Raw genomic sequence first — 26472 nt, 5'->3', positions numbered from 1 at the left:
ACCCCATGGTCGGCGCCCAGTCCTTCGGACATTCAAACCGACTAGGGGCGGGGAAGCATGTTGGGACCGCAGGCCGAATAAAAACCCAGAAAATTTGGAGAAGATCTATGTTGGATCAACATGATCTTGCATCCTGCGCCTGGAGAAAATTGCCGTCATCAAGTGTCCTGCACGTAGGCCTGCGAAGAGCCGGAAACGGGTCTCGCTGACCGTTGCAGGCTTCGACGTATTGCGTGCGCAGAACTCACCGTTGCTGGTATTGCCACTGTTGGCCTCGAAAATGACAATCTTCGAATCGCCAATATCGAGGGCTGAAATCTGCGATGGCAGATGGAGCGTTGTGACTATGCGTCAAGATCATTGACTACGATAATGGTTAGTCACGGGTGCTTTTGCGCCCGCCGCGGCGCCGACGCCCAAGTACCGAAGGACTGATGGAACGATGCAGGCAACGCCAACGAGCCGACGCAGGAAAACCGGCGCATTGCTCGCCGCCGTGCTCGGCGCCACCCTGCTGCTTTCCGCCTGCAACGCCGGCGCCGGAACCGGTGCCCGGGACCCGCAGCAGCTAGTCGTCGCCTTGACGGGCGAACCGGTGAACCTCGACTTCACCACCACGGCCGGTGCGGCGATCCCGCAGGCCATGATGGCCAACGTGTACGAGGGGCTGGTGACGGTTGACCAGACCGGCGCGATCCAGCCGCTGCTCGCCACCGGCTGGGAAACCAGTGCCGACAACAAGTCCTACACCTTCACCCTGGTTCAGGGCGCCTCGTTCTCCAACGGGGCGGCCTTCGACGCCTCCGACGTGAAGTTCTCCATCGAGCGGGTCAAGTCCGACGCCTGGCTCAACGGGCTGAAGTCGAAGATGGACGTGGTCGACGACGTGGTGGTCAATTCACCGACCTCGGTCACGGTGAACCTTTCCCGGCCCTCGCAGGCGTGGCTGTACTCGATGACCACGCTGGTCGGCGCCATGTTCGACCCCTCCGGCGTGGACGACCTGGCCAACAAGCCGGTGGGCACCGGCCCCTACGCGCTCGAGTCCTGGGCCCGCGGGGAGTCGATCAGCCTGGCTGCCCGTCCCGACTACCGGGGCGCCGCGCCGGGCATTGCCCGCGTGACCCTGCGCTACTTCGCCGACGCCATCGCCACCACCAACGCCCTGTCCTCCGGCGACGTGGATGTCATCTACAACATGCAGGCACCCGAGCTGCTCTCCTCCTTTGAGTCGAACCCGGACTACCAGGTCATCGAGGGCACCTCCAACGGCGAGATCATCCTGTCGATGAACAACAAGGCCAAGCCGTTCAACGACAAGCGGGTCCGCCAGGCCGTGCTGTACGCCATCGACCGCAAGTCGGTGCGCGACACCGCCTGGAACGGGCTGGGCGCCCTGGTCGGCGGGCCGGTGCCGCCCACCGACCCCTACTACGAGGACCTCAACGAGGTCTACCCCTTCGACCCGGCCAAGGCTCGCGCCCTGCTGAAGGAGGCTGGCGCCGAGAACCTGAAAATCACCTTCACGGTGCCCACCCGCCCGTACGCCACCGCCGTCTCCGAGATCGTCCAGTCCCAGCTGCGCGACGTGGGGATCGATGCGAGGATCGCCTCCGCCGAATTCCCCGCCGTCTGGCTGGATACGGTGTTCAACCGCCACGACTACCAGATGTCGGTGGTCCTGGCCGTGGAGGCCCGCGACGTGCTGACGATGTTCAACAACCCCGACTACTACATCGGCTACGACAACTCCAAGATCAAGGCCGAGGCGGCGGCAGCGGACGCCGCGGACACGGCGAACTACGTGGCGGGCATGAAGAACGTGGTGCGCACCATCGTGGACGACGCGCCGGTGGACACGCTGTTCATCTTCCCGAACATCTCGGTGGCCAAGGCGGGGATCACCGGCCTGGGTGCCAACTCGGTCTCCGAGGCGCTGAACCTCGCCACCATCGCCTGGTCCTAGGGACAGGCGGTACGGATGCTGGTGCGCATTGCGGGGAACCTGGCCCGCTTCCTGCTGTCCCTGCTTGCAGCCACGGTTCTGGTCTTCGCCCTGATGCGCGTGCTGCCCGGGGACCCGGCAGTGATTGCCGCCGGGCAGAACGCCTCGCCGGAGATCGTCGCCTCCCTGGCCCGCCAGTTCGGGACCGACAGGCCGCTTCCCGTGCAGTACTGGGACTGGTTCTCCGGGCTCTGGCGCGGGGACTTCGGCGTGTCCTACGTGACGCGTGCGGACATCTCCCCGCTGGTGGCGGACAAGGTGCAGGTCTCCCTGATCCTTGTCTCAGCGGCCATGGTGCTCGCGCTGGCGATCGCGATCCCCGCCGGGACCCTCGCCGCGGTGCGGCACAACAAGCCCTCCGGCGCGCTGGTCTCCGCGGCCAGCCAGCTGGGCATCGCGATCCCCGGCTTCCTGCTGGGCATCGTGCTGGTCTCCTTCTTTGCCCTGCGCCTGGGCTGGCTGCCGGCCAACGGGTGGGTGGCCCCGGGCGTCGACTTCGCCGGCTTCCTCTCCCGCCTGGTGCTGCCGGTCATGGCGCTGGCCGGGGTGCAGTCGGCGATCCTGGTGCGCTACATCCGCTCCGCGGTGCTCGAGGTGATGCACGAGGACTACCTGCGCACCGCGCGGGCCAAGGGCCTGTCCCGGATGCGCGCGCTGGGGCGGCACGGGCTGCGCAATGCGGCGATCCCGGTGCTGACGGTCACCGGGGTGCAGTTCTCCGCGCTGATCATCGGCGCGGTGGTCATCGAGCGGGTCTTCGTGATCCCGGGCCTGGGCTCGATGCTGCTGGCCGCGGTGGGCAACCGCGACCTGCTCACCGTCCAGTCGGTGGTGATGGTGCTGGTGGCCATCACGCTGATCGTGAACCTGCTGGTGGACGTGCTCTACACCGTCCTTGACCCGCGCATCCGCGCCGCGGTCCGATGAGAACCCCGGAGCCGGAACCCATGACCCCAGGACCCGTGTCGCCCGAGACGCTGAAGCCGGGACCCGTGCGGCCCAGGCCGGTCCCCGCGCTGCTGATCGGCGGGGCGATCGTGGCCCTGATTGCCCTCACCGCGCTGCTCTCGCTCGTCTTCACCCCCTTCGATCCGCTGCAGGCCAACCCGCCGGTGCGGCTGCAGGGCCCCGGCCCCCAGCATTGGCTGGGCACCGACAACCTGGGCCGCGACCTGCTCTCGCGGATCCTGGTGGGAGCGCGCATCACGCTGCTGGTCGGCGTGGTCTCGGTGGGCATCGCGGTGCTCATCGGCACCCCGCTGGGCATCTGGGCGGGCATGCGGCGCGGGGCCGTGGAGGAAATCACCATGCGCGCCTCCGACATCCTGCTGGCCTTCCCCGCGCTGCTGCTGGCCATCATGTTCGCCGCGATCTACGGGGCCTCCACCGTCTCGGCGATGGCCGCGATCGGCCTGGCCTCGGTGCCCGGATTCGCCCGGGTGGCCCGCGCCGGGACGCTGCAGGTGATGAACGCCGAATACGTGCTCGCCGCCCGCGCCGCCGCCCAGCGCCCGCTGCGCATCGCGCTCCGCCACGTGCTGCCCAACATCACCGGGATGCTGCTGATCCAGTGCTCGGTGACCTTTGCGCTGGCGGTGCTGGCCGAGGCGGCGCTGTCCTTCCTGGGCCTGGGCACGCCCCCGCCGGTGCCCTCCTGGGGGCGGATGCTGCAGGAGTCCCAGCAGTACTGGGGCACCTTCCCGCTCATGGCGCTGTGGCCGGGGCTCGCGATCGCGCTGGCCGTCATGGGCTTCAACCTGCTCGGGGACGGGTTGCGCGACGCGCTGGATCCCAAGCTGGGGAGGGGCAAGGCATGAGGAACCGGGACACCGCGAGCGCCGGGGCGGGCACCGGGAACCTGCTGGAGGTGTCGGACCTGTCCGTTTCCGCCGGGAGCAAGGCCTTGGTGTCCTCGCTGTCCTTCTCCATGGCCGCCGGGGAGCGGATCGGGCTGATTGGGGAATCCGGATCCGGCAAGTCGCTGACTGCCACCGCGCTGCTGGGCCTGCTGCCCGACGAGCTCACGGTCTCCGGTTCCGCGCACCTGCGCGGCTTCGGGCCCGACCTGCTCACCGCCAGCGACAGGTCGATGCAGGATTTGCGCGGGAACGAGATCTCGATGGTCTTCCAGGAGCCGCTGTCGGCCCTGAACCCGCTGATGAAGGTCGGCGCGCAGGTCGCCGAGGTCATGCTCCAGCACCGCACCGTGCCGAACCGCGCCGCCGCGCGCCGGCGTGCCGTCGAGCTGCTGGCCTCGGTGAGGATCCCCGATCCGGCCCAGGCCGCCGGCGCCTACCCGCACCAGCTCTCCGGCGGGCAGCGCCAACGCGTCATGGTCGCCATGGCCCTGGCGAACGACCCGCAGCTGCTGCTGGCCGACGAACCGACCACTGCGCTGGATGTCACGGTGCAGTCCCAGGTCCTCGAGCTGATCTCCGCCCAGGTTTCCGAGCGCGGCACCGGGCTGCTGTTCATCACCCACGACCTCGCCGTGGTGGCGAACATGTGCACCCGCGTGCTGGTGCTCAACAAGGGCCGCTTGGTGGAATCCGGGGACCTCGACAAGATCTTCACCGCCCCCGAGCACCCCTACACCCGTGCGCTGCTGGCCGCCAGCGACCTGTCGGCCACCGACGGGCGCGGACGCCTGTTCACCGTGGAGACCGCCGCGGCCTACGTGCCCCCGGCACTGCGCGGGGGGACGCCGCCGGCCGCGCCGACCCCGCGGGCCGCGCGGAGCGAGGCGGCCGCCGGAGCGGCGCTGATCACCGCCGCGAATCTGGGCCGCACCTACCACCGCGCCCGCACCACCCCCTTCGGCCCGCGCCCCGTGGTCAACGCCCTGGCCGACGTCAGCTTCGCCGTGGCGCCCGGGGAACGGGTGGGCATCGTGGGGGAGTCGGGATCGGGCAAGTCGACGCTGCTGCGCATCCTGGCCGGGCTGGATGCGCCCACCAGCGGCCAGGCCACCGTCGCCGGAACCTCGATCGCAGGGGCCCGCGAATCCGACCTGGTCCCGCTGCGCAACGCCCTGCAGATCGTCTTCCAGGACCCGCTGGGCTCGCTGGACCCGCGGATGAAGGTCGCGGACATCATCGCCGAACCCCTGCTGGTGCCGGGGCGGAAGCTTGATGCGGCCGGGCGCCTGGCCGAGGTCCACCGGATGCTCGGGCTGGTGGGCCTGGACGCGGAATCGGCGTATCGCTACCCGCACCAGTTCTCCGGCGGGCAGCGCCAGCGCATCTCGATCGCCCGCGCCCTGGTGAACCGCCCGCGGATCCTGGTGGCCGACGAGCCGGTCTCCGCGCTGGATGTCTCGGTGCGCGCGCAGGTGCTGAACCTGATCGCCGACCTGGTCGACGAGTACGCGCTGACGCTGCTGCTGGTCTCCCACGACCTTTCGGTGGTGCGCCACCTCTGCGAGCGGGTGATCGTGATGAAGGACGGGCGCATCGTCGAATCCGGGGACACCGAGCAGATCTACAACAACCCCGCGCACCCCTACACGGCCCAGCTCATCTCCAGCTCCCTTGACCTGTCCGAGGAACTGGCGATGCCCAACTAAACTTGTACCCATGCGCATCGTAGTTCTTGTCTCCGGCACCGGGTCCAACCTCCAGTCAGTCATCGACGCCGTCGCCGACGGGTCGCTGAAAAACGTGGAAATCGCCGCCGTGGGCGCCGACAAGTACGGCACCTACGGGGTCGAACGCTCCGCGGCCGCCGGCCTCGAGACCTTCGTGGTGAACTTCAGGGACTACGAACAGCGCGCGGACTGGAACCACGCGCTGACCGAAAAGTGCCTGTCCTACGCACCGGACTACGTGGTCTCCTCGGGCTTCATGCGCATCGTCGGGGAGGAATTCATCAACGCCTTCGACGGCACCTACATCAACACGCACCCGGCCCTGCTGCCCTCCTTCCCGGGCGCCCACGGCGTGCGCGACGCGCTGGCCTACGGCGTCAAGGTCACCGGATGCACCGTCCACATCGCCGACGCCGGCGTTGACACCGGCCCGATCCTGCGCCAGGAAGCCGTCGCGATCGAGGACAACGACACCGAGGACACCCTGCACGAGCGCATCAAGGTGGTCGAGCGCCGCCTGCTCATCGCCACGCTGGCCGACCTGGCCGCTAAGTAGCGGGCGGGCCGCCGCGGCCCGACCGGCGGGCAGGGGATCAGTCGCCGAAGGCGTTCCAGCAAATGGCGTTGCGGAGCTTCTGGTCCTCGAGCACCAGCGCGCGGACCGCTTCGGGCAGCCGTTCCCGCTGCCACTGCCGTTCGGCCGCTCGGGCCGACGCGGCGTCCCGGTCATCGACGGCCGCCCCGGCCGCCCTGATGGCGTAGGCGGCTGCGCCCAGGTCGTGGGCCGCCACGTGGGCCACCGCGACCGCCTGACCGGCCGCCAGCGCCGCGAACTTCACCGCGTCGGGCATCCCGCGCCCGGCGGCGTTGGCCGTGAAGGCCTCCCGGTGCGCCTCGCGCATCGGCACCTCGCCGCGGATCCAGGCCCTGCCGACCTCGATCGCGTGCCGTGGCCGGCCGTCGCCCGGCTGCCGCTCCTCGAAGAGCGGCAGCACGTGTTCGGCGCAGTCCAGTGCCCAGCCGGCAAGCAGCCGGTGGTGTTCATCGCCCAGGGTGCCCCCGCGGCGGATGGTGACCAGGCGGGGGTCGCGTTCCCGGGGAAGGATTGGCATGGCCCCAATCTATCGCCAATGGATAGGATGCTCCGGTGACCACCATTGCCCTTGATGAGCCGACGGCCCCGGATGTCCGGCGGCTGCTGGACGAGCACCTCGCTGACATGTTCGCCACCTCCCCGCCCGACAGCGTCCACGCCCTGGGCCACGCGGCGCTCTGCGCCCCCGACATCACGTTCTGGACGGCGCGGGACGGCGGGACATTGCTCGCCTGCGGCGCACTGAGGGAGCTGGACCGCGCGCACGGGGAGATCAAGTCGATGCGCACCGCCGAACCGGCGCGGGGTCGAGGTCTCGCCGCCCGGATCCTGGCGTCAATGGTGGGCGAGGCGCGCCGCCGCGGCTACCTGCACCTGTACATGGAAACGGGAAGCGACGACTTCTTCGCCCCGGCGCGCAGGCTCTATCGGCGGCACGGATTCACGCAGTGCCCGCCCTTCGGCGCCTATGGCCCGGATCCCCACAGCGTCTTCATGGGCCTGGACCTGGGGGCATCCCCTGCCGTTTCCCTCGCCCCCCGGGTGGCGGCCTCGATCGCCGAACCGAGTGAGCCGACCGTGCCGGACCGGTGAGGTGCGCCGCCGCGCAAATATATGGCCGCCTGGGGGTTGCGCCGGCCCGGAGAGTACGGAACGATGGGGTAGATAAATCGATTTATCAGTTTCGTGTGAAGCCGTGTCGGGACGAAGCCTTGTCCGCGAAACAGGCGCCGCGACTGGTCGCCCTCGCGGTGGAAAAAGGGAACGGACCCCAGATGAGAGTATTGACAGAACTTCAGCGCCGCGGGGGCCCCGGCACTGCCGTCGCCGCGCGGAACGGAGTCGGCTTCACCTCGCTCGAGGCATTCAGGGCGGAGCTGGAGCAGGGATCCGGTACACGTCTGCTGGTGGTGCCCAGCGCCCTGGAGGGCCGCGTGATCCGGGCCGGGGAGGAACTCCAGTGGGTGGTCTTCCCCGAGGGAGCGGGCCCCGTGCCCCAGCTGTGGGACGCCACGGCGGCCGCCGTCGACTGTGAATTCACCGATGGAACCCGCCTCAGCGAGCTGGCCGCGACCGACCAGTACGGCGCCGGGATCGGCCCCGAGGCCCAGGCCGCGGCCAAGGCGATGTGGGTCGACCAGTGGAACCGCCGCGCGGTGGGGCTTGACGCGGCGATCGGCAAGCAGGTGGCCCGGGTCCTGGCGGTCATCCGGGGATCCGAGCGCACCGACATCCGCGTCTTCTTCGACGACATCGACATCCGGGCCTCCGCCCCGGTACCGGCCACGGCGCTGGACGCCGTGGTGACCACGCGCGGAACCCAGTCTTCCGACCGCTTCTCCCGCGGCAACAACGCCCCGCTGGTCGCAGTCCCGCACGGCGGGGTCTTCGGCCTGCCGATGACCAACGCCTCACGCGGAAACTGGCCCTACGCCTACCACGCCGACAATCGGACAACCGACAACAAGCCCACCATCCAGGCCTTCGCGACCTCCCACATCCCCAGCCCGTGGATGGGGGACCGCGGCGTCTTCCAGCTCATGCCGAGCCCCCATGCGGTCCCCGAGGTCTCCCGGGAGGCCCGCGCCCTGGGATTCACCCACGACGCGGAGCAGGCCGGCCCGCACCGCTACGCGGTCGATCTCGAGGGCGGGGTCAGCGCCGAGCTCACCGCCGCAGCCTTCGCGCTGGGCATGCGCTTTACCTTTTCGGGCGACACCGCCTCCATCATCGTCGACCACCACGGCACCGTCACCGACATGCGCACGCATGCCGACGGCGAAGACCTGGTGGTGGAGGCGCACCTGGATGACCGCGAAAACACGCCCCCGCACTACCTGCACGTGCGCATTCCCCGGTCAACCGGGAACCACCTGCAGCTTCTCGACGGCCGGCTGCGCGGCTACGTGGGCGCGACCCCGGATGCCCAGGGGCGCGTGGATGTGCTGCTGGGCATCTCGACCATCGACTACGCCCAGGCCGCGGCCAACCTGCGGGCCGCCGGCGGATTCGACGCCATGCTGGAATCCTGCCGTGCGCAGTGGGAGAACAAGCTTTCCACCCTCGAGGTTGCAGGGGCCAGCCCCGACCAGCTGACCTCGCTGTACTCGGGCCTGTACCGGCTTTTCCTGTACCCCAACCGGGCAGGGGAGCGCGGAGAAGACGGCGCCAAGCGCTACCGATCGCCCTACGGCGAGGTGCTCACCGAGCCGCTCCGCGAGGAACCGGGGGCCGAAATCATGGACGGGGAGCTCTCGGCCACCAACGGCTTCTGGGACACCTACCGCACCGCCTGGCCGCTGCTGGGTCTGCTCAGCCCGGCCGAGGCCGGCGAGCTGGCCCAGGGCTTCGTCCAGCACTTCCACGACGGCGGCTGGACCCCGCGCTGGAGCGCCCCGGGCGCCGAGGACTGCATGACCGGCACCACCAGCGACACCGTCTTCGCCGACCTGCTGGTCAAGAACGTGCCCGGCCTGGACCTGGAAGAGGCCTACGCCTCGGCGGTGAAGAACGCGACGGTGCCGGCCGCGAACAAGAAGGTCGGGCGCAAGGGCCTCCGCCCCGGCATCTTCCGCGGCTACACCGACACCGCCACCGGCGAGGGCATGTCCTGGACGCTGGACAATGCCATCAACGACTGGGCCCTGGCCCGAATGGCCGCGCTGCTGGCCGCCAAGGCACCCGCGGGCTCGGCGGCAGCCGCACGCCACGGGGCCGAACACGAGTACTTCGCCCGCCGTTCCCTTGCCTACAGGGCAGTGTTCGACACCGAGCGAGGCTTCTTCATAGGCAGGAAGCCCGACGGGGCCTGGCGCGTGGAAACCGGGTTCGACCCGGAGGAATGGGGGCACGACTACACCGAGACCAATGCCTGGGGCACCGCCTTCACGGTTCCCCACGACGGGGCGGGGCTGGCCGAGCTGCACGGCGGCGAGAATGCCCTGGGCCGTGCCCTGGACACCTTCTTTGGGACGCCGGAGACCGGTGACGCGGCCAAGTCCGGGTCATACGGGTACGCGATCCACGAGATGGCAGAGGCCCGCGACGTACGCATGGGCATGCTGGGCCTGTCCAACCAGCCGGCCCACCACATCCCGTTCATGTACATGTTCGCCGGGAGGCACGACGACGCGCACCGGATCGTGCGCGAGGCCGTTTCCCGGCTCTTTGTCGGCTCGGACATCGGCCAGGGCTATCCGGGCGACGAGGACAACGGGGAAATGAGCGGCTGGTACATCTTCGCCACCCTCGGCCTCTACCCGCTGGTCCCTGCCGCCGGCAGCTACGTGTTGGTCCCGCCCTCGGTCGACCGCGCGGTGCTGCGCCCCGCCGGGGGAGCGCCGATCACCATCGAGGTCACCAACCCGGAGGTGAACGGCGGCTACATCGAATCACTGCGCATCAACGGGCGCGAGTGGAACGAGATCTCGGTTCCGCACTCCCTGCTGGCGGCCGGCGCGCACCTGGAGTTCACGCTTCGCGCCGAGCCCGCGGGCTGGGCGTCGGATTCGCGACCTGCCTCGGCCTCGGCCCTGCACGGGTTCGGCTCGCTGCTGCGCGATGCCACGGCCGGTGCTCGCGTCGAATCCGGCGTGCCCGGTGCCGGAGCCCTGATTGACGACACCGGGGCAACGCCCGTGGCGCTGGCGGCGGGGGACAGCATCCGGATCGAATTCGTTGCCGGAACCGCAGTGGACCTGTATACGCTCACCGCGGCAGCCCCTGGCCGCCTCGGCTGGCGCATCGATTTGTTCGGCGCCGAGGGGAAGACCATCGCCGCCGAGCAGCGCACCGCCGAGGAATTCAGCTGGGCCGGACAGACCCGCGTGTTCCGCCTTGGCACGGATCCAGGCCAGGCATCCGGGGAAGTGGCCGGTTTGCGGTTCACGGCCGGCGGCGCGATGACACTTGGCCAACTGGAGTTCTTCGCGCCCGACGCCTAGCTAGCCACCGCCTCCCGAACCAAAAGCGTGCGGAATGCGGCCCCCGCCGAGGGGCCCACATTCCGCACCTTGGAGTTCGACCCCTTGTCGCGATATGCGGCGGGAGGCTGAATGTGCCCGCGCCCCCCGGCTCCTGGCCTCGCACTTCGTGGCCGGAAATCTGCTGCGAACCGCTCCGCGCCGGACCTGCGGTTGCTGCCTCCGGGCCGCCCTTTCTGTTGGCGCGGTCGCCGCACTTGCGCGGTTTGTTGCCCATGATGTGGCCCAAAGCGCGGGCGCGTTGTCCGGCAAACCCGTGTGGTCTGCAGCCAACGCGCCCGTTGCTATTTCCCGGAGGCTAGCCCCGGAGCTTGAAGCGCAGGGTGCGCACCTCGAAAGCGGTCAACGCAATGGCCACCGAGTCGCCGGTGAGCTCGGCAACGCCGGCCGCGCCCTCGAGGGGATCTTCCAGCAGGGTGTTCGCCGCGGCAACGGCCACCGGACGGTGCACGTTCACGGTCCCCTTGGCGCGGCGGCCCAGGGACTCGTAGATGCGCACGACCAGGTCGCCGCTCCTGTCCCCGGCCAGCTTGACGCTGGACAGCACGATGCCCGTCCCCTCGACGGAAACCAGCGGGTCGAACCCGTGGGCGCCGGTGATCGTGCGTGCATCGGAATTCAGCAGCGCACCTGCCTCGGTGGCCGCGGCGATGTCCGCGCCGATGACCAGCCCGTAGCGGTGCGTCTGGATGCCCTGGTCGGTTTCCGGATCCGGGAAGCGCGGGGCGCGCAGCAGCGACAGGCGCATGTTGGTCGTGACGCCGGCCTCGGTGGAGTCGCGGGTGACGTCGAAACCGTAGATGGAGTCGTTGACCAACGCGGCGCCAAAGCCCGGCTCCTCGGCCAGCACGAAGCGGTGCATCGAGGTCTCGAACTTCGCCGCCTCCCAGCTGGTGTTCACGTGGGTGACGCGCTTGTGGTAGCCGAACTGGGTCTCTGCAATAGCGTGCTCGGCACGGATGTCCAGCGGGAACGCGACCTTCAGGAACTTCTCGGTCTCGTGCCAGTCCGTGGTCTGCCCTATGTGCAGCACCTTCGAGCCCGGGGCCAGGGTGAGGTCCTGGCGCACCGTGGAGGCGGAGAAGCTGCGCTCGATGATGACGCGGGCGGTGCCATCCTCGTCGGTGGACAGTGTGAGCGAGTCCAGTTCGCGCAGGTCCGTGACCTGGTTGCGGTAGTACTTGTCCACATCCCAGGCATCCCACATGTTCGGGAAGTCCTGGTGCAGCTGCAACAGGTTGGCCTCGGCGCCGGCGGCAATGGTCTCGCGCCCGGTGGCGTGGTCCAGCGCCGAGGTGATCAGGCCCTCGGCCGAGATCGTGATCGTGACCAGCGCGTTGGACAGCACGATGCCGTCCGCGGATTCGGTGGCGGCGACCTTGTCGGCGGCCCGGGCCAGCTCGGCGGCTGGAGCGGCGGAACCGGTGCGCAGGCCCGACCGGGTGAACGGCGCGGCGTTCAGCGTGATCGGGGTGTCGCCTTCGCCGACCAGCAGCGCCTGGGCCGCGGCGATGATGGCCTCGGCCGCGGCGGTGACCCGGGCGTACTGGACGACCACTTCGCGGTGCACCCAGGCGATGGAGGTGCCCGGCAGGATGTCGTGGAACTGGTGCAGCAGCACCTGCTGCCACAGCTCGTCGATCTCCTCGTGCGGGTACTCGAAGCCGGCGTAGACCGCGGCCGTGGCGGCCCAGAGCTCGGCCTCCACCAGCAGGTGCTCGGTGCGGCGGTTGCCCTGCTTGGTCTGGTGCTGGGAAGTCAGCGTGGCGCGGTGCAGCTCCAGGTAGAGTTCGCCGACCCAGACCGGCGGGTTCTTCAGCTCGGTCTTGGCGCGCCTGAAAAACTCATCGGGGTGTTCCCACGCCACCTTGGCGCTGCCCTCGAGGTCGGCCAGGCGGCGAGCCTTGCCGGTCATCTCGCGGGTGGTGCCTCCGCCGCCGTCTCCCCAGCCCACCGGGGCAATGGAGCCGGTCGCGTGCCGGGATTCGCGGAACTGGCGCGAGGCGCGGGCCACCTCTTCGCCCGAAAGCTGCGAGTTGTAGGTGTCCATCGACGGGAAGTGGCTGAAGACGCGCGAACCGTCGATGCCCTCCCAGTTGAAGGTGTGGTGCGGGAACTTGTTCTGCTGGTTCCAGGAGATCTTCTGGGTGAAGAACCACTCGAAGCCGGCGCGGCGCATCAACTGCGGCAGGGCGGGGGAGTACCCGAAGGAATCCGGCAGCCACACCCCGGCGCAGGTGACGCCGAATTCCTCGCGGAAGAACTTCTGGCCGTAGTGGAACTGGCGGACCAGGGATTCGCCGGAGGGCATCACGGTGTCCGACTCGACCCACATGCCGCCCAGCGGCAGGAAGCGGCCGGCGGCCACTGCCTCCTTGACGCGGTCATAGACCTCGGGGCGGTTCTGCTTCATCCAGGCGTATTGCTGGGCGCTGGACATGCCGTAGAGGAAGTCCTCGTCAACGCCGAGCAGCTCGACCATGGAGGACGAGGTGCGGGAGACCTTGCGGATGGTCTCGCGCACCGGCCAGAGCCAGGCGGAGTCGATGTGGGCGTGGCCCACGGCGGAGATGCGGTGCGCGGATTCGTCCGCGCGCTTGGAGAGCACCTCGACGAGTTCGGCGCGGGCCGCCGGAGCGGTCTCGGTGATGCGCTGCAGATCCAGCACGTCCAGCGCGTTGTCCATGGCCTGCAGGATGCGCATGCGGCGCGGGCCCTCGGGCAGCTCGGCCTGGAGCTCGAGCAGGACCTCGAGGTCCAGCGAGAGTTCGTGGACCTCGGGCTCGAAAACCGCCAGGTCCATGCGGCGGGTGGTGTAGAGCTTGCGCGACGAGGAGGTCTGGATGTCGCCCTCGGTCGTGGGCAGGAACGGGTGGTAGTCAAGCAGCACAGGGTTGGCGGCTGCCTCGATGAAGTAGTCGATCGCCTCGCCGCCGGCGGCGGTGTCTGCGGCGGGGATCCACTGGTTGCGCGGGTTGATGGACTTCACCGTGATGCCGTCGGCGCCGTAGACCAGGCCCTCGCACTGGAAACCTGGCATGTTCTTGTCGAAGCCCAGATCGACCAAGACCTCGACGCGCTTGCCGGCCCAGTCGGCCGGGATGGTGCCGCGCAGGCGGAACCAGGTGGTGCCCCAGGCGGCGCCCCAGATGGTTCCAACGGAATAGTCGGTGTATTCAAGGCCCATGGCCTCGGCCGGGGCGATCGGCTCGCCGGGCAATTCATTCCACGTCACGGACATCGGGAGGGAAACCGGGTGGATTGCCGGGCGGATGCGTTCCTCGAGAACCCGCTTGACGCGTCCGAGGGTCAGGGGAATGTCGTCATGCATTGAGTGCCTTTCGTCGGACCGCGGCCCGGAGGGGATAGATCTGTTCTGGAAAGAAGGCTTGGGGGTCGCTCGGCCCGAGGGGCCGCAGGTCAGATGGCGCTGCCGGCTGGGACATCCCGGGGATTCAACACGGTGGTGATCCCGCGGGCCGCCAGGAAAGCGGCGTCGCCAGCTTGTGATGCAAGGATAACCGACGGGCGCGCCCCCTCCATGGCAAGGGCCATCCAGGCCTCGAAGAAGACCCCGCCGGGCTCGCAGGTCGCTCGTCCCGGGGCCAGCACTTCGTCGCCGACATCCAGCACCAGGGCGGTGCTGCGACGCGCGGGGGCGGGCGCGGTGCGCGCCTCTGCGGCCATGGCCGCAAAGGCGCGTCCCTGCGGCTTGACGCTACGGTCGTTGTCGATCAGGCCCAGCGAGTATTCCAGCGAAGGAAAGTCCGCCAGCGCGGTGTCCACGTCGTGGGAGGACCACCAGGTAACGCCCGAGAGGTTCTCGGTGTCCAGCGCGTACCTTAGCGATCCCTCGAGGAAGGCGGGGGCTTCCTCGGCCGAGACGTGCGGGGCCGGCGCGCCGATTTCCTGAAGCCAGATGGGGCGTTTCGGGTCGTCGGCCCAGCCGCGTCCCAGCTCGATGAGGTACTCGGCGAGGCGCAGGGATTGTTCGCTCATGCCGCCGTAGAGCTTGGAGGTGCCGTTGAAAATCCACGAATGCACCGTGGTGGAGTGACCGCGGCGCGCGGCCAGGGCCGGGGTGAAGCTGTGCTCCCCGCCGAACCAGCACATGTCGTATTCGGAGTGGTGGTGTTCCAGTCCCGGTGCCCCGGCCTCGCAGGCCGCGAGCATGGTGGTGATCCAGGTGTCGGCCTGGGCCACGGTGAGCTCGTTGCGGCCGGGGTGCAACGGCGAGGCGAACTGGCTGAACTCATTGCCGATGCTCATGCCCAGGAAGTTGGGGCGACCCGCCAGCGTGGAGGCGATGGCCTTCAGGTAGGCGGACTGCCCCTCGATCACGAGTTCCGAGGTGAAGAGGTTTTGCTGGTGCCAGGTCTGTGCCCAGGCCGGAACATAATCAAACGAGGACAGATGGCCCTGCAGCCCGTCGACGCTTACGTCCAAGCCGCGTTCCGCGGCCGCGTCGACGACGGAGGCCAGGTCTGCCAGCGCCTGCGGACGGATGAGGCCGCGGTTGGGCTGGAATACCGGCCACAGGGCAAAGGCCCGGATATGGTCGACTCCGAGCTTCGCAATGCTGTCCAGGTCGCGGGAGACCTGGTCGATGTCGAAGTCGAGCCAGTGGTGGAACCATCCGCGGGTGGGCGTGTAGTTCACGCCGAAGCGCAGCGGGGCCCCGCCCAGCTGCGAGGCCGAGGTGTCGGCAGAAAAATCCTGGAGAATCCTGTTGCGCAATGGGTGCCCTGTTCTGAGTGAAGGACGGTCAAATGGAGACATCGCGGATTTCGGGGCGGTGCGCCGGCGGCGGCGAGCCACCTGGCGTGGTTTTCCCCCACCCCAAACTAATGCGATTTAGTATGAACCGTACACGGGCCATCGGGAATCTGTAAAGGGAACCCTAGTCGTCGCGCCTGCTGGGCCCGGCGGTGCTGCCCCGAACCGTCAGCGTGGGAGCGGTCGCCGCAATGTCCAGCGGCACGTCCTTGCCGGATATGATCTCCAGCAACGAGCGGGCCACCTGCTCTCCCAAGGCGAAGGTGTCGCGGGTCAGGGAAGTGATTCCCGGGTAAACCAGGCTGGTGAGCGCCGAGTCGTCAAAGGCGACAATCGAGATGTCCTCGGGCACGGAAACGCCCATTTCCCGCGTCACCCCGGAGCCCGCGACTGCCATGACATCGCTGTCGTAGACGATGGCGGTGGGGCGGTCCCTGCGCTGGGACAGGATCCGCCGGGTGATCGAGGCACCCTGTGAATCGCTGAAGTCGGTGGGGTAGGAAACCGCTGATTGCAGGCCGAATTCCTCGATCGAGTCCTGCACCGCGGCCATGCGGCGCTGGGTGTGCAGGAAGCCCGGGATGCCCGCAACGTGGGCGATCCGGCGATGGCCCAGGGTGGCAAGATACGACATGATGGCCATCATGGCCTCGCGGTCATCAGTCCAAACCGCCGGGATGTTGCGGTGTTCGGTGGGTCCCCCAAGGAGGATCGCGGGCATCTGCTGCGCCTCCAGCACGGGAATTCGCGGGTCGTTCTCCAAGAGGTCGATTAGGATCCAGCCGTCGACGCGGTGTTCGTTCCACCAGTGCTTGTAGGTGCGGATTTCCGCCTCGGTGTCCTCGACGATCAGCATATGCAGGGCGATCTCCGACTGCGAGAGGGCCGCCTGGACGCCGGAAATCAATTGCGCGAAGAATGGTTCGACGCCCAGGGTCCGGGCGGGTCGGGCGATGACGAATCCCACGACGTCGCTTCGGGCATCGCGGAGGGCGCGGGCCGCGTTGTTCGGACGCCATTGCATTTCATCGGCGATGCGCAGGATCCGGGCGCGGGTTTCCTCGCTGACGCCGGGTCGTCCGTTCAGGGCAAAAGACACGGCCCCACTCGAAACGCCGGCTTGGCGGGCGATATCGCTGATGGTGGTGCGCTGTCTTGCCATGTATGTCGCGTCCTTCGTAAATCAACTTCACCGATTAGTAGCGGTGGGCCCCAAGTTTTAGTGGATTATTAGCTTGTTTGCTTATCCAACCATAAAATTGCGTGCGGATTAAGCCTTGACAGTCTCTGTGTGGTGTGGAAACTTTACTCAAGAGCTATACCGATTTACCACGAAGTATTCCATCGTTGGTGTTCTAGGTGTCCCTGGCCAACTGCCAGTCGCCTGACGTGTATAAATAGGAGATCCCCCTCATGCGACGACGCATATCGCTGGCCCTGGCCACAACCGCGGCATTGCTGGCCCTGACCGCCTGCACGGGTGGCGGCGGACAGGCCGCACCGATGCAGGCCGGCGGTGGAGAAATCACCGGCGAGGTCAGCCTCCAGACCTGGTCGCTGACGCCGAAGTTCACTGACTACCTCAACGAGACGGTCGCGGCATTCGAAAAGGAATACCCCGGAACCAAGGTCAAGCTCATTGACCAACCGGGCGACGGGTATTCCGACAAGGTGCTCACGCAGGCCGCCTCCGGCACCATGCCCGACGTGGTCAACCTTCCGCCGGACTTCACGTTGCCGCTTGTCGGACAGAAGATGCTGCTGGATATCTCCACGGTCGATCCGACCCTGGAGCAGACCTACGTGCCCGGATCCCTCGCGGCGTACCAATTCCGCGGTTCCGAAGGCACCTACGCCTACCCGTGGTACCTGAACACCGACGTGAACTACTGGAACACCGACAAGTTCGAAAAGTGCGGACTCGACCCGGCCAAGGTTCCGGCGACGACCGCCGAGCTCTTCGAGCAGGCAGAGGTCATGCACGAGGCCTGCCCCAAGGAATTCCTGCTCAGCCGCAAGCCGGGCCTCGGCGACCTGGCCCTGTCCGGTGCACCGATCCTGAGCGCTGACGGAACCAAGTTCGAGTTCAACACCCCGGAAGCCGCGGCTCTGGTCGACCAGTACGCCGAGGCCTTCAAGAAGGGCCTGATGCCGTCCTCGGTTCTCTCCAGCGACTATCTGGGGAACTCCTTGCTCTTCACCAAGGGCGAAGTTGCCTGGACCACCGGCGGCGCAACCTCCATCCCGGACTTCGAGCGTGACAACCCCAGCCTGAAGGGTTCGGTTGTTGCCAGCCCGGCCTTGGACATCTCCCCGCTATACGCCCAGGGCCTGGCGGTCTCCGCCAGCTCCAAGAACCAGGCGACCGCCGTGGCGCTGGCAAAGTGGATGACCAACTCCAAGAACCAGGCAGCCTTTGCCCACCTGGTCAACGTCTTCCCCTCCACCATCGAATCGGCCAAAGACCCGTTCTTCTCCGAGAGCAACGGAACCGCCTCCAGCGATGCCAAGGTCATTGCCTTCAAGGCACTCGAAACGGCGAAGAACATGCAGCCGTACGAGGTCAACAGCGCCATGAGCGACTATGCCGGACAGCAGATCGCCCTGGCCATCCGCGGCGACATCTCCAGCCAGGAAGCCCTGGACAAGGCAGTCAAGCGCCTGAACGAAATGCTCGAACGCCAGAAGTAGCAGCGTCCCTCCGATGGCGGGCCGACACCCCCAGGCCCGCCATCGGACGCCCTTGCCCTATAAGAAAGTCTGCACACCATGAAGACTAAAAGCTGGATCAGCCCCTGGCTGTTCGTCGCTCCCGCATTGGTTTGGCTCGGAGTATTCAGTTTCTGGCCGTCCATCAACACCATTATCCTTGCGTTCACCAACGCCAAGCCGCTCGGCGGGGATGTGGACTTTGTTGGGCTCAGCAACTTCTCATACATGTTCCGTGACCCGCAGCTGATGAATGCGCTGCTCAACAGCCTGGTCTTCATGCTTGTCTGCCTGCCACTGCTGACCATCCTGCCGTTGTTGATTGCCATGCTGCTGGAAAAAAAGATGAAGGGCATTGCCTTCTTCCGCACGGCCTTCTATACCCCGGTGATCGCCTCGGCCGTTGTCGTGGCGCTGATCTGGACCTGGCTGCTGGACGAGCAGGGAATGGTCAACAACCTCGCCCAGGCCCTGGGCGTCATCACCGAGCCCATCCCGTTCCTGACCGACCGCTGGCTGGTCATCTTCAGCGCCATCAGCCTGACGGTGTGGAAGGGACTGGGCTACTACATGATCATCTACCTGGCGGCCCTAGCCAACGTCAGCAAGGACCTGCACGAGGCGGCCGCCATGGACGGGGCCGGCCCGATCCGCCGCTTCTGGTCCGTCACGGTTCCCGGGGTGCGCAACACCATGGCCCTGATCGCCGTGTTGGTCTGCGTGTCGGCACTGCGCGTCTTCTCCGAGCTCTACATCCTCACCGGCGGCTCCGGAGGACCCGGCGGCGAGTCGATGTCGATCGTCATGTTGATCCAGCAGTACGCCCGCGGCTTCGCCGGCGACCTGGGATACGCCTCGGCCCTGAGCCTCCTGCTCTTTGCCGTGACGCTCGTGCCGCTGCTCATCCTGGGCAAAATCAACAAGAAGGTGAACGAGTCATGAGTGCCCCCAACAGCACCCTCGAGGAAACCCGGAACGCGCCCTGCGCCACGCAGGCCCCCGCCGGGAAGAAGCCGGGGCGCAAGCCCCGGCGCGGCTTCAGCAGCATCGGGACCATGTCCCCGACCGAGAAGTGGATACGCTACATCCTGCTGGTCGTCGTCCTGCTGATCTGCATCGGGCCGTTCCTGTGGGAGTTCTCCACCTCGCTCAAGGGCCCCGACGAGGACATCTACACCGATGTCCCCTCGTTCTTCCCGGCCGACCCCACGATCGACAACTACATCCGCGCCTTCTTGGCGGTACCGATCTTCTCCTTCATCGGCAACTCCCTGTTCGTCGCCGCGGTGGGCGTCACCGGAAACATCGTCTTCGCCACGCTGGCCGGCTACGCCCTGGCCCGCCTGAAGTTCCGCGGCTCCAAGATCGTGCTCGGCCTGTTGCTGGCTTCGCTGATCCTGCCGGGCGAGGCGACCATCGTTTCCCAGTTCCTGCTGGTCAGCGAGCTCGGCCTGGCCGACACGTTGATGGGTGTGGCGCTTCCGGGGATGGTCGCCCCGCTGAACGTGCTGCTGATGTACAACGCCTTCCGCGTCATGCCTGAGGAACTGGACCAGGCCGGGGTCATCGACGGCGCCAACGCCTGGCAGCGGTTGTGGCACATCGGCATCCCCTCGGTGAAGGGAACCATCGCCGTGGTGGCGATCTTCTCCTTCATCGGCGCGTGGGACGACTTCCTGTGGCCGCTGATCGTGCTGACCACCCCGGAAAACTTCACCCTGACCATCGGGCTGCAATACCTGGCCGGTACCTTCGCCACCGACCAGCGGCTCATCGCCGCCGGTGCGATGATCGCCTTCATCCCGATCGCCATTGTCTTTGCCCTTCTCCAGCGCCACTTCTTCAAGGGCGTCGAGGAAGGCGGGGTCAAGGGCTAGGCAAGTAGCACTCCGTTCCAAACCGGGACTGCCGCACCAAGTGGCAGTCCCGCTTTCCAACCAAAAGGAGTTAGACCCCAAATGTCACCGAAGCAAAACCTCGGGCGGATCACCGCCATCGCCTCCACCGCACTGCTCGCCGGAACCCTGGCCCTGGCCGCCCCGCTGGCCGCCAACGCCGGAACCCTTGCCGCGGCCCCCGCCGCAACCACGCAGCAGTCGGCACCGGGCGAAGGCACCGAAACCCGCCGCACGATCCTGTACTACCAGACGCAGTACCACGAGGGCACCTACGTATCCCCGCTGCCGTTGCTCCAGCGCCAGACCGGCCTGACCGACTTGATCGTCGGGGCCATCCACGTCAACGCGACGCCCGGGGAAATCCGGCTGAACGACGACCTGCCGGCCGACGCCAAGTTCGACACGATGTGGGACGAACTCGGAACCATGCAGGACCAGGGCGTCGATGTCATCGGCATGTTGGGAGGTGCCGCCCGCGGCACCTTCGACCGCCTGGACCTGGACACCTTCGACACCTACTACCCGCACCTGCGCGACCTGGTGGAGACCTACGGGCTGGACGGCCTGGACCTTGACGTCGAGGAAGACATGTCCCTCCCCGGGGTCATCAACCTCATCGACCAGCTGAGGGCCGACTTCGGCGAGGACTTCGTCATCACCCTGGCCCCGGTGGCCACCGCGCTGAAGGGCGGGACCAGCATCTCCGGGTTCAACTACGATGAGCTGTACGCCGCACGCGGCGCGGACATCGAGTGGTTCAACACCCAGTTCTACTGCGGCTGGGGAACCCTGGAAACCACCGCGGGCTACGACGCCATCATGGAGTACGGTGTGTACCCGGCAGACAAGGTTGTTGCCGGAACAATCACCGATCCGAGCCTGTGCAGGGGTTTTGTGGAGGTGGACGCGTTGGCCAAGACGGTCAGCGAGTTGAGTAATAAGTACCCGGAGTTCGGCGGGGTCATGGGGTGGGAGTACTTCACCTCCCAGCCCGGCGGCACCGAAAAGCCCTGGAAATGGGCCGAGATCATCACCAAGGCGATGCGCTAGCATCACGCACGACAGGAACCTTCATGAGCAACACCCGGCAGAAGCCGCTCGCCCTGGTGGGCCTGGACATCGGCGGAACCAAGACGCACGCCATGCGCTGGAACGGCGAGGCGAAGCTTGCCGAGGCCAGGAGCGGCAGCGCCAACGTGCAGAACGTCAGTGTCCAGACCGCCAAGGCCAACATCGCCGAGGTGTTCGCCGCGCTCGGGGCCGGGCACATTGACAGGGTCGTTGCAGGATCCGGGGGCATCGACACCGAGGCGGACGCCCAGTTCCTGCGGTCCATGATCGCCGTCCATGCCCCCGGCGCCGAGATCCTGGTGGTCCACGACACCCGGCTGATCCTTGCCGCTGGCCACGCCTCCACCGGCATGGCGGTCATCCTGGGCACCGGTTCGGCGGCCTGGGGCATCAATGGCTCGGGCCGAGAGGGCCGGGCCGGGGGCTGGGGGTACCTGCTGGGGGACGAAGCCAGCGGCTACTGGATGGGGCGCGAGGCGGTGCGCCACACGCTGCGCGAGTTCAACCGGGGACAGGCACCCGGCGAGCTGGGCCGCCGCGTGCTTGCTGCCAACAACGTGGAATCCCCGGACGAGCTGATTGCGCTGTTCCACGGCGATACGGACCGTCGCTACTGGGCGCAGCAGTCCCCGCTGGTCTTCGAGGCACTCGCGGCCGGGGACCCGGACAGCGCGGTGATCGTCGAGGATGCGGTCAAGCACGTGTGCCGGATGCTCGGAGACCTTTCGGTCCTCCTGGAGACCCGTGGCCCTGTCATCATCGGCGGCGGCGTGGGAACGCACCAGCCGGCCTTCCAGGAGAGGCTGCGGACTGCACTGGGTGCCCTCGGTCTCGCCGACATCCGCTTCCTGGATCTGGACCCGGTGGAAGGGACGAAATTCATTTCCGATCTCAGCCCCTTGCCCGCAGCATCCACCTAGCCGGGGGCGCCGTTGCGTGGTCTGATTCCCGGGCCACGCCTATTGCAGTTGGCGTCCCTTGGTCTCGGGGGCGAGGAATGCCATCAAGATGACCGCAGCCAGCACCAGCACCCCGGCAGACAGGAACAGGTTGCCGAGCCCCACCACCGGCCACAGCGCGGCGAAGGCCAGCGGACCGAAGCCGGCACCCAGGCGGCTGAACGAGGAGGCCCAGCCGAAGCCGGATCCGCGCAGCTCGGTTGGATACAGCTCGGAAACGTAGGCGTACAGCACCGGGATGGCGATCTGCACGACGACACCGAAGACCAGCAACCAGAAGAGGGACAGCGCGGGCGCGTTGATGGTCACCGCGACCATGACCAGGACGACGGCCGACAGGGGGCCGGTGATCCCCAGGAGCCATTTGCGGCCCACCCTTTCGACCAGCAGTGCTGCAATGACCACGCCGATCAGGCCCATCAGCGCCATCACCGAGGTCATGAAAAATGCCGTGGACTGCACCATGCCGGTGTCCGCCAGAATGGAGGGCATCCAGGTCAAGGCCAGGTAGTAGACCAACAGGATGGTCAGGAACAGCGACCACGACACCAGGGTGATCCGGGGACTGAAGCGCCAGATCTTCACCAGCTGCTCGAGCCATGAACCCGCGGACAGCCGCGGCGCGGCCTCCGGTTCCGGGAGCGTGTAGGCCTGGGCCGGGGTTCCGGTCCGTGTCACCAAATCGTCAATGACCTTCGCCGCTGCCTCGCGCTGGCCCTTGCGGACCAGGTAGAGCGGGGACTCCGGAACGCTGCGCCGCACCCAGAACACCAGCAGCGCGGGGAGCACCATGACGGCAAGGATGAGCCGCCAGTTTCCGGTGGTTGCCTGCACCCAACCGGAAATGAAGAAGGACAGTGCGGCGCCGACGGGCCACCATCCGTCCATGGCCGTGAGCACTCGGCCGCGCTGCTTGGACGGGGTGAACTCGCCGACCAGGGCGTAGTCCACCGGGATGCACCCGCCCAGGCCCACACCGGCAATGAAGCGGAAGGCAACGAACCACGCGAAGCTGGGGGCCAGTGCACCCGCGACCGTGAAGATCGAGAAGATCAACAGCGTCCAGGTGAAGGCCTTCTTGCGCCCGATCTTGTCGGCGATGGTTCCCCACAGGAACGCACCCAGCGCCATGCCCACCAGGTTTCCGGTGCCCAGCAGTGCGGCCGTGGTCCGGTCAAGCCCCCACTCCGCGGCGACCAGCGGGATCAGGGCCCCGTTGAGCGTGACATCCCAGGCATCGAACATGAACCCGAGCCCGCCGATGATGAAGATCTTGCCCTGCACGCCCCACTTCCACGGCAGGTTTTGGACGACCGACTCGCCGGTGGGTAGTTTCAGGAATTTGTTCATCAGGGATTGGCCTTTGGACAGGTGCGGGCTGACGCAGGACGGGAACGGTCTGGGCAAGAGTGGTGGAGCGGTGGCGCCGGAAGAAAACATGTTTCCGATCCATCGACAACGCTACGCGCTGGAACGGCAATCCACAGAATAACCCTTGACTTTTTGTGGCTTTGCGTTTCACCGATCGGCAGCTCCCGGGGCATCCGACATCGGGCGAAGCCCCTTGTGCCGGGGCTGTTCCGGTGCGGGGCAACCCGGGGTAGGCTCTGGATATGGGAGTAGATTGGACCGCTCTCGAAGAGGCGATACGGGTGTCGGCTCTTCGCCAGGCGGAAGAAATAATTCACCGTCACCCGGACGAAGTTTTCTATGCGATTGCCCTGGACGGGGTGAGCGCCGACGAGACCGACCATATCGATTTGCCCGTGCTTGCCCTGAACTCCGAGGAAGCCCTGACCCGTGCGTTCGCCGGCGGCGACGACGAAGGCGTTGACGAGGACTTCGACGACGAGGACGAAGAGGAATACTTCGAGGAACGTGCCGACGCCGACGATGACGGGTCCGACAGGGACGTGCATCTCCACGACGGTGAGGCCACGGACTCGGACGATGACGACGAGGATGACGACGTTGCCACGGACGAGGATGAGGACGACGAAGACATCGACGCGGTGCTCAAGGAATTCGACGCGCTGACCTCGGATGCCGAACAGGGCTACTACTCGTCGAAATGGAATCCGGCGGACTGGCAGTGGAGTCCGATCGAGCTCTTTGACGAATCGGCGTCGGTCCTGTGGAGCCAGGCGCTGACCAGTGTTGCCAAGGACCACGGGTGGGAAAAGACGAACCGCCTGTACTACGAGATGCTCATCCGCGTCACCGAGTCATTGCGCAACGCCTTGGCCACGGGACGAAACGCGGACGTGGTGGTCTACCTTTCCGACGAGGAGCACGGCGATGCATTGCTGCGCAGGTGCCTCACCGAATCCCAGCTGGCCAAGCACTTCCCGGAACTCGCGCATTAGGCATCAGCCGGGCAGGTCCGCAGCACCTTCCGGGAGGCTGAGTTCGGCGAGGATCCTGGAATCCAGGTCGCGCAGCTGGATCGCCGAGATGCGTCCCAGCTCCGTGGGCACGGCCCCGCTCAGGCGGGCCGTGCCCGTCTTCGTGGCGCTCCAGGAGCCGGCCCTGTCGACCTGGCCGGAGCGGTCGACCACCCACAGCGACAGCGTCCCGCTGGTGGGCAATTCGGTTCCGCTGAATTGCAGCTCGGTGCCCCAGGCCTTGGCGTTCAGACCCAGGTCCACGCGCGGCCCGGCGGCCGAGACCACCTCGTAGCTGGCATCGGGTGCCGGGGCGGGACGCAGCACGGGTGCCAGGAACACGCCCCCGGCCACGGATGCGGCGACCGCCGCCACAGCCGCTGTCCCCAGCAGGGTGCGCCGGGTCCGGCGCCTGGCCCGCAGCCGGTCCAGGAGTTCGACTCCGGGGTCCGAGGCAGGCACATCGGGTTCGGCCGACAACATCGCCCGGGCCGCCTGCGCGTCCAACGCGCCAAGCCGCGTCGTCACCGGCGCGAAGGAGGCCAGCTCCTCGCGGCATTGCGCGCATCCGGCCAGATGCTCCTCGAAGGCGCTTGCCTCCTCGGGTTCCAGCCCGCCCAGCAGATAGGCCCCCAGGTCCAAGTGCTCGTTCACTGCTCCACCCCCATTTCCGCCAGGATCCCGCGCAGGGCCCGCAGCGCATAGTACGCACGTGATTTCACCGTGCCCTGGGGTATCCCCAGGCTTGTTGCCGTCTGTGCCACCGTGGAACCGAGATAGTGCAGGTGGACCACGACCTGCCGATGTTCAAGCGTCAGGCGCATCAGCGCCTCTTCCATGAGTATCCTGTCCAGCACCACTTCCATGCCCGTGGTGCCGCCCGCGGCCTCGGGATCCTGGTCGCCCAACGCCGAGGCGGAAATCCGTGCGGCGGACCGGCGATGCCGGTCGATGATCACGTTGCGGGCGGTGGCAAACAGGTAGCTGCGCAGCGATCCGGTCAACTCCGGGGCTGCCTTCCACACCTTGAGCACGGTCTCCTGCACCACGTCGTCTGCCTCGTCTCGGTCGGTGGCCACACGCAGCACAAAACGCCTCAGGGCATCTCCGTGGTCGCGGTAGATGTCCGACACCACTTGCGCATCTAGCGGCACATGGGCTCCATTGGATCGCTTCGGGAACATGGGTTCACCCCACTAAGACGCATCGGTACTTCAAACGGTTCAACCACGTTCCAAGTATGCGCAGAAAAGTCGGCCACGGCGTGAACCCCGACACACCTTGCTGCGTCTTACCCGGTGAGAGATGCCTCGGGAGCACCGGAACAGCCAGCCCCCGGGGAGTCCCTGGCCCCCCAGGCAACGGGGGCCCAAGTCCCGCCCCCAAGTGTTAGGAATTGCATCATGTACCCGAAGAACCACACGAAGACCGCCGCCGCGGCACTGTTCCTCGGCGCAGCGCTGCTGCTGTCGGGTTGCGCAGACACCACCCCGCCAGGGCAAAGCCCCGCCGCCACGTCGCCCGGGACCGGTGGTGCATACGAGGCACCGGCACCCAGCGCCTCCGACACGGCCATGGCCGCCGCGGACCTGAAGACCGCGGAAACCAGCCTGGGCACCGTGGTGGTGGACGGCAAGGGCATGACCCTGTACTACTTCACCAAGGACACCAAGGGCACCACCACCAGTGCGTGCACCGGCGAGTGCCTGGATGCCTGGCCGATCGCCGTGGCCACGGGTGACACCCCGGTGGTCGAGGGCGTCACCGGGGAGGTCGGAACCATCGACAGTCCCGACGGATCCAAGCAGCTGACGCTCAACGGCATGCCGCTGTACTACTTCGCCAAGGACACCAAGCCCGGCGACGTGCTGGGCCAGGGCGTCAACGATGTCTGGTACGTGGCCTCGCCCGCGGGGGAGATGATCAAGTAACACCGGAGCCATCCAGGAAGTCCGCCGCCAGGGTGCGGGATAAGATGGGCATTGCACCCCCTCAATTTCCGCACCCT

21 protein-coding genes are annotated in these 26472 nt (G+C 67.3%); 14 read left to right on the top strand and 7 right to left on the bottom strand.

Annotated elements, in window-relative coordinates; all coding sequences use genetic code 11:
* Positions 1–442: 442 nt before the first annotated feature.
* Genes AC6CHY_RS08780 through purN form a run of 5 tightly spaced genes read left to right on the top strand, consistent with a single transcriptional unit; the run spans position 443 to position 6147 of the window.
* A complete protein-coding gene (locus AC6CHY_RS08780) occupies positions 443–1966 on the top strand; it encodes an ABC transporter substrate-binding protein (RefSeq protein WP_498226531.1) in 1524 nt (507 codons plus the stop codon).
* A 15-nt stretch (positions 1967–1981) separates the two neighbouring features.
* Entirely contained in the window at positions 1982–2932 is a 951-nt protein-coding gene (locus tag AC6CHY_RS08775) for an ABC transporter permease (RefSeq protein ID WP_217388544.1), read from the top strand.
* 20 nt (positions 2933–2952) lie between these two features.
* Complete coding sequence (locus tag AC6CHY_RS08770) at positions 2953–3822, top strand: ABC transporter permease (RefSeq protein ID WP_498226530.1); 870 nt, start codon at positions 2953–2955, stop codon at positions 3820–3822.
* The gene (locus AC6CHY_RS08765) at positions 3819–5570 is read left to right on the top strand and encodes a dipeptide ABC transporter ATP-binding protein (protein WP_498226529.1); all 1752 of its coding nucleotides are present in this window, start codon (positions 3819–3821) and stop codon (positions 5568–5570) included. The genes AC6CHY_RS08770 and AC6CHY_RS08765 overlap by 4 nt, the downstream gene beginning before the upstream one ends.
* A gap of 10 nt (positions 5571–5580) precedes the next feature.
* A complete protein-coding gene (purN, locus tag AC6CHY_RS08760; protein ID WP_498226528.1) occupies positions 5581–6147 on the top strand; it encodes a phosphoribosylglycinamide formyltransferase in 567 nt (188 codons plus the stop codon).
* A gap of 37 nt (positions 6148–6184) precedes the next feature.
* On the opposite strand, the gene AC6CHY_RS08755 is transcribed toward purN, so the two are convergent.
* Entirely contained in the window at positions 6185–6703 is a 519-nt protein-coding gene (locus AC6CHY_RS08755; protein WP_498226527.1) for a putative immunity protein, read from the bottom strand.
* 35 nt (positions 6704–6738) lie between these two features.
* Here AC6CHY_RS08755 and AC6CHY_RS08750 point away from each other — a divergent pair, with 35 nt between their 5' ends.
* Both AC6CHY_RS08750 and AC6CHY_RS08745 read left to right on the top strand, forming a co-directional pair.
* Positions 6739–7278 (top strand): GNAT family N-acetyltransferase, encoded by a 540-nt coding sequence (locus AC6CHY_RS08750; protein WP_498226526.1) that lies wholly within the window; start codon positions 6739–6741, stop codon positions 7276–7278.
* 182 nt (positions 7279–7460) lie between these two features.
* A complete protein-coding gene (locus AC6CHY_RS08745) occupies positions 7461–10628 on the top strand; it encodes a GH92 family glycosyl hydrolase (RefSeq protein WP_498226525.1) in 3168 nt (1055 codons plus the stop codon).
* A 337-nt stretch (positions 10629–10965) separates the two neighbouring features.
* Here the strand turns inward: AC6CHY_RS08745 and AC6CHY_RS08740 are convergent, their stop codons facing one another.
* The 3 genes from AC6CHY_RS08740 to AC6CHY_RS08730 form a co-directional block, all read right to left on the bottom strand.
* The gene (locus AC6CHY_RS08740) at positions 10966–13998 is read right to left on the bottom strand and encodes an alpha-mannosidase (protein ID WP_498226524.1); all 3033 of its coding nucleotides are present in this window, start codon (positions 13996–13998) and stop codon (positions 10966–10968) included.
* Between the two features lie 89 nt (positions 13999–14087).
* On the bottom strand, positions 14088–15404 hold the full coding sequence (locus AC6CHY_RS08735; protein WP_498226523.1) for a glycoside hydrolase 5 family protein: 1317 nt from the start codon (positions 15402–15404) through the stop codon (positions 14088–14090).
* A gap of 163 nt (positions 15405–15567) precedes the next feature.
* Complete coding sequence (locus tag AC6CHY_RS08730; RefSeq protein ID WP_498226522.1) at positions 15568–16605, bottom strand: LacI family DNA-binding transcriptional regulator; 1038 nt, start codon at positions 16603–16605, stop codon at positions 15568–15570.
* A 251-nt stretch (positions 16606–16856) separates the two neighbouring features.
* Here AC6CHY_RS08730 and AC6CHY_RS08725 point away from each other — a divergent pair, with 251 nt between their 5' ends.
* From AC6CHY_RS08725 to AC6CHY_RS08705, 5 genes are all read left to right on the top strand, one after another.
* Entirely contained in the window at positions 16857–18134 is a 1278-nt protein-coding gene (locus AC6CHY_RS08725; RefSeq protein WP_498226521.1) for an ABC transporter substrate-binding protein, read from the top strand.
* 78 nt (positions 18135–18212) lie between these two features.
* Complete coding sequence (locus tag AC6CHY_RS08720; protein WP_498226520.1) at positions 18213–19094, top strand: carbohydrate ABC transporter permease; 882 nt, start codon at positions 18213–18215, stop codon at positions 19092–19094.
* A complete protein-coding gene (locus AC6CHY_RS08715; protein ID WP_498226519.1) occupies positions 19091–20029 on the top strand; it encodes a carbohydrate ABC transporter permease in 939 nt (312 codons plus the stop codon). The genes AC6CHY_RS08720 and AC6CHY_RS08715 overlap by 4 nt, the downstream gene beginning before the upstream one ends.
* A gap of 81 nt (positions 20030–20110) precedes the next feature.
* Complete coding sequence (locus AC6CHY_RS08710) at positions 20111–21100, top strand: glycosyl hydrolase family 18 protein (protein ID WP_498226518.1); 990 nt, start codon at positions 20111–20113, stop codon at positions 21098–21100.
* Between the two features lie 23 nt (positions 21101–21123).
* Entirely contained in the window at positions 21124–22041 is a 918-nt protein-coding gene (locus tag AC6CHY_RS08705) for an N-acetylglucosamine kinase (protein WP_498226517.1), read from the top strand.
* Positions 22042–22080: 39 nt separating this feature from the next.
* Here AC6CHY_RS08705 and AC6CHY_RS08700 read toward each other — a convergent pair whose 3' ends face one another.
* On the bottom strand, positions 22081–23430 hold the full coding sequence (locus AC6CHY_RS08700; RefSeq protein WP_498226516.1) for an MFS transporter: 1350 nt from the start codon (positions 23428–23430) through the stop codon (positions 22081–22083).
* Positions 23431–23693: 263 nt separating this feature from the next.
* Here AC6CHY_RS08700 and AC6CHY_RS08695 point away from each other — a divergent pair, with 263 nt between their 5' ends.
* On the top strand, positions 23694–24446 hold the full coding sequence (locus AC6CHY_RS08695) for a DUF4303 domain-containing protein (protein ID WP_217388552.1): 753 nt from the start codon (positions 23694–23696) through the stop codon (positions 24444–24446).
* 3 nt (positions 24447–24449) lie between these two features.
* On the opposite strand, the gene AC6CHY_RS08690 is transcribed toward AC6CHY_RS08695, so the two are convergent.
* Together AC6CHY_RS08690 and AC6CHY_RS08685 are read right to left on the bottom strand one after the other, a co-directional pair.
* Positions 24450–25118, bottom strand: a complete 669-nt coding sequence (locus tag AC6CHY_RS08690) for an anti-sigma factor family protein (protein WP_498226515.1) — start codon at positions 25116–25118, stop codon at positions 24450–24452.
* Positions 25115–25618, bottom strand: a complete 504-nt coding sequence (locus tag AC6CHY_RS08685; RefSeq protein WP_217388554.1) for a sigma-70 family RNA polymerase sigma factor — start codon at positions 25616–25618, stop codon at positions 25115–25117. Before AC6CHY_RS08685 ends, AC6CHY_RS08690 begins: the two co-directional genes overlap by 4 nt.
* 249 nt (positions 25619–25867) lie before the next feature.
* On the opposite strand from AC6CHY_RS08685, the gene AC6CHY_RS08680 reads away from it, so the two are divergent.
* On the top strand, positions 25868–26395 hold the full coding sequence (locus AC6CHY_RS08680; RefSeq protein WP_217388555.1) for a COG4315 family predicted lipoprotein: 528 nt from the start codon (positions 25868–25870) through the stop codon (positions 26393–26395).
* The last annotated feature ends 77 nt before the right edge of the window (positions 26396–26472 follow it).

It is taken from the genome of Paeniglutamicibacter sp. GQ140 (assembly GCF_059759235.1).
Note: the sequence above shows the minus strand (reverse complement) of the source record. Positions and strands in the feature narration are given on the sequence as shown.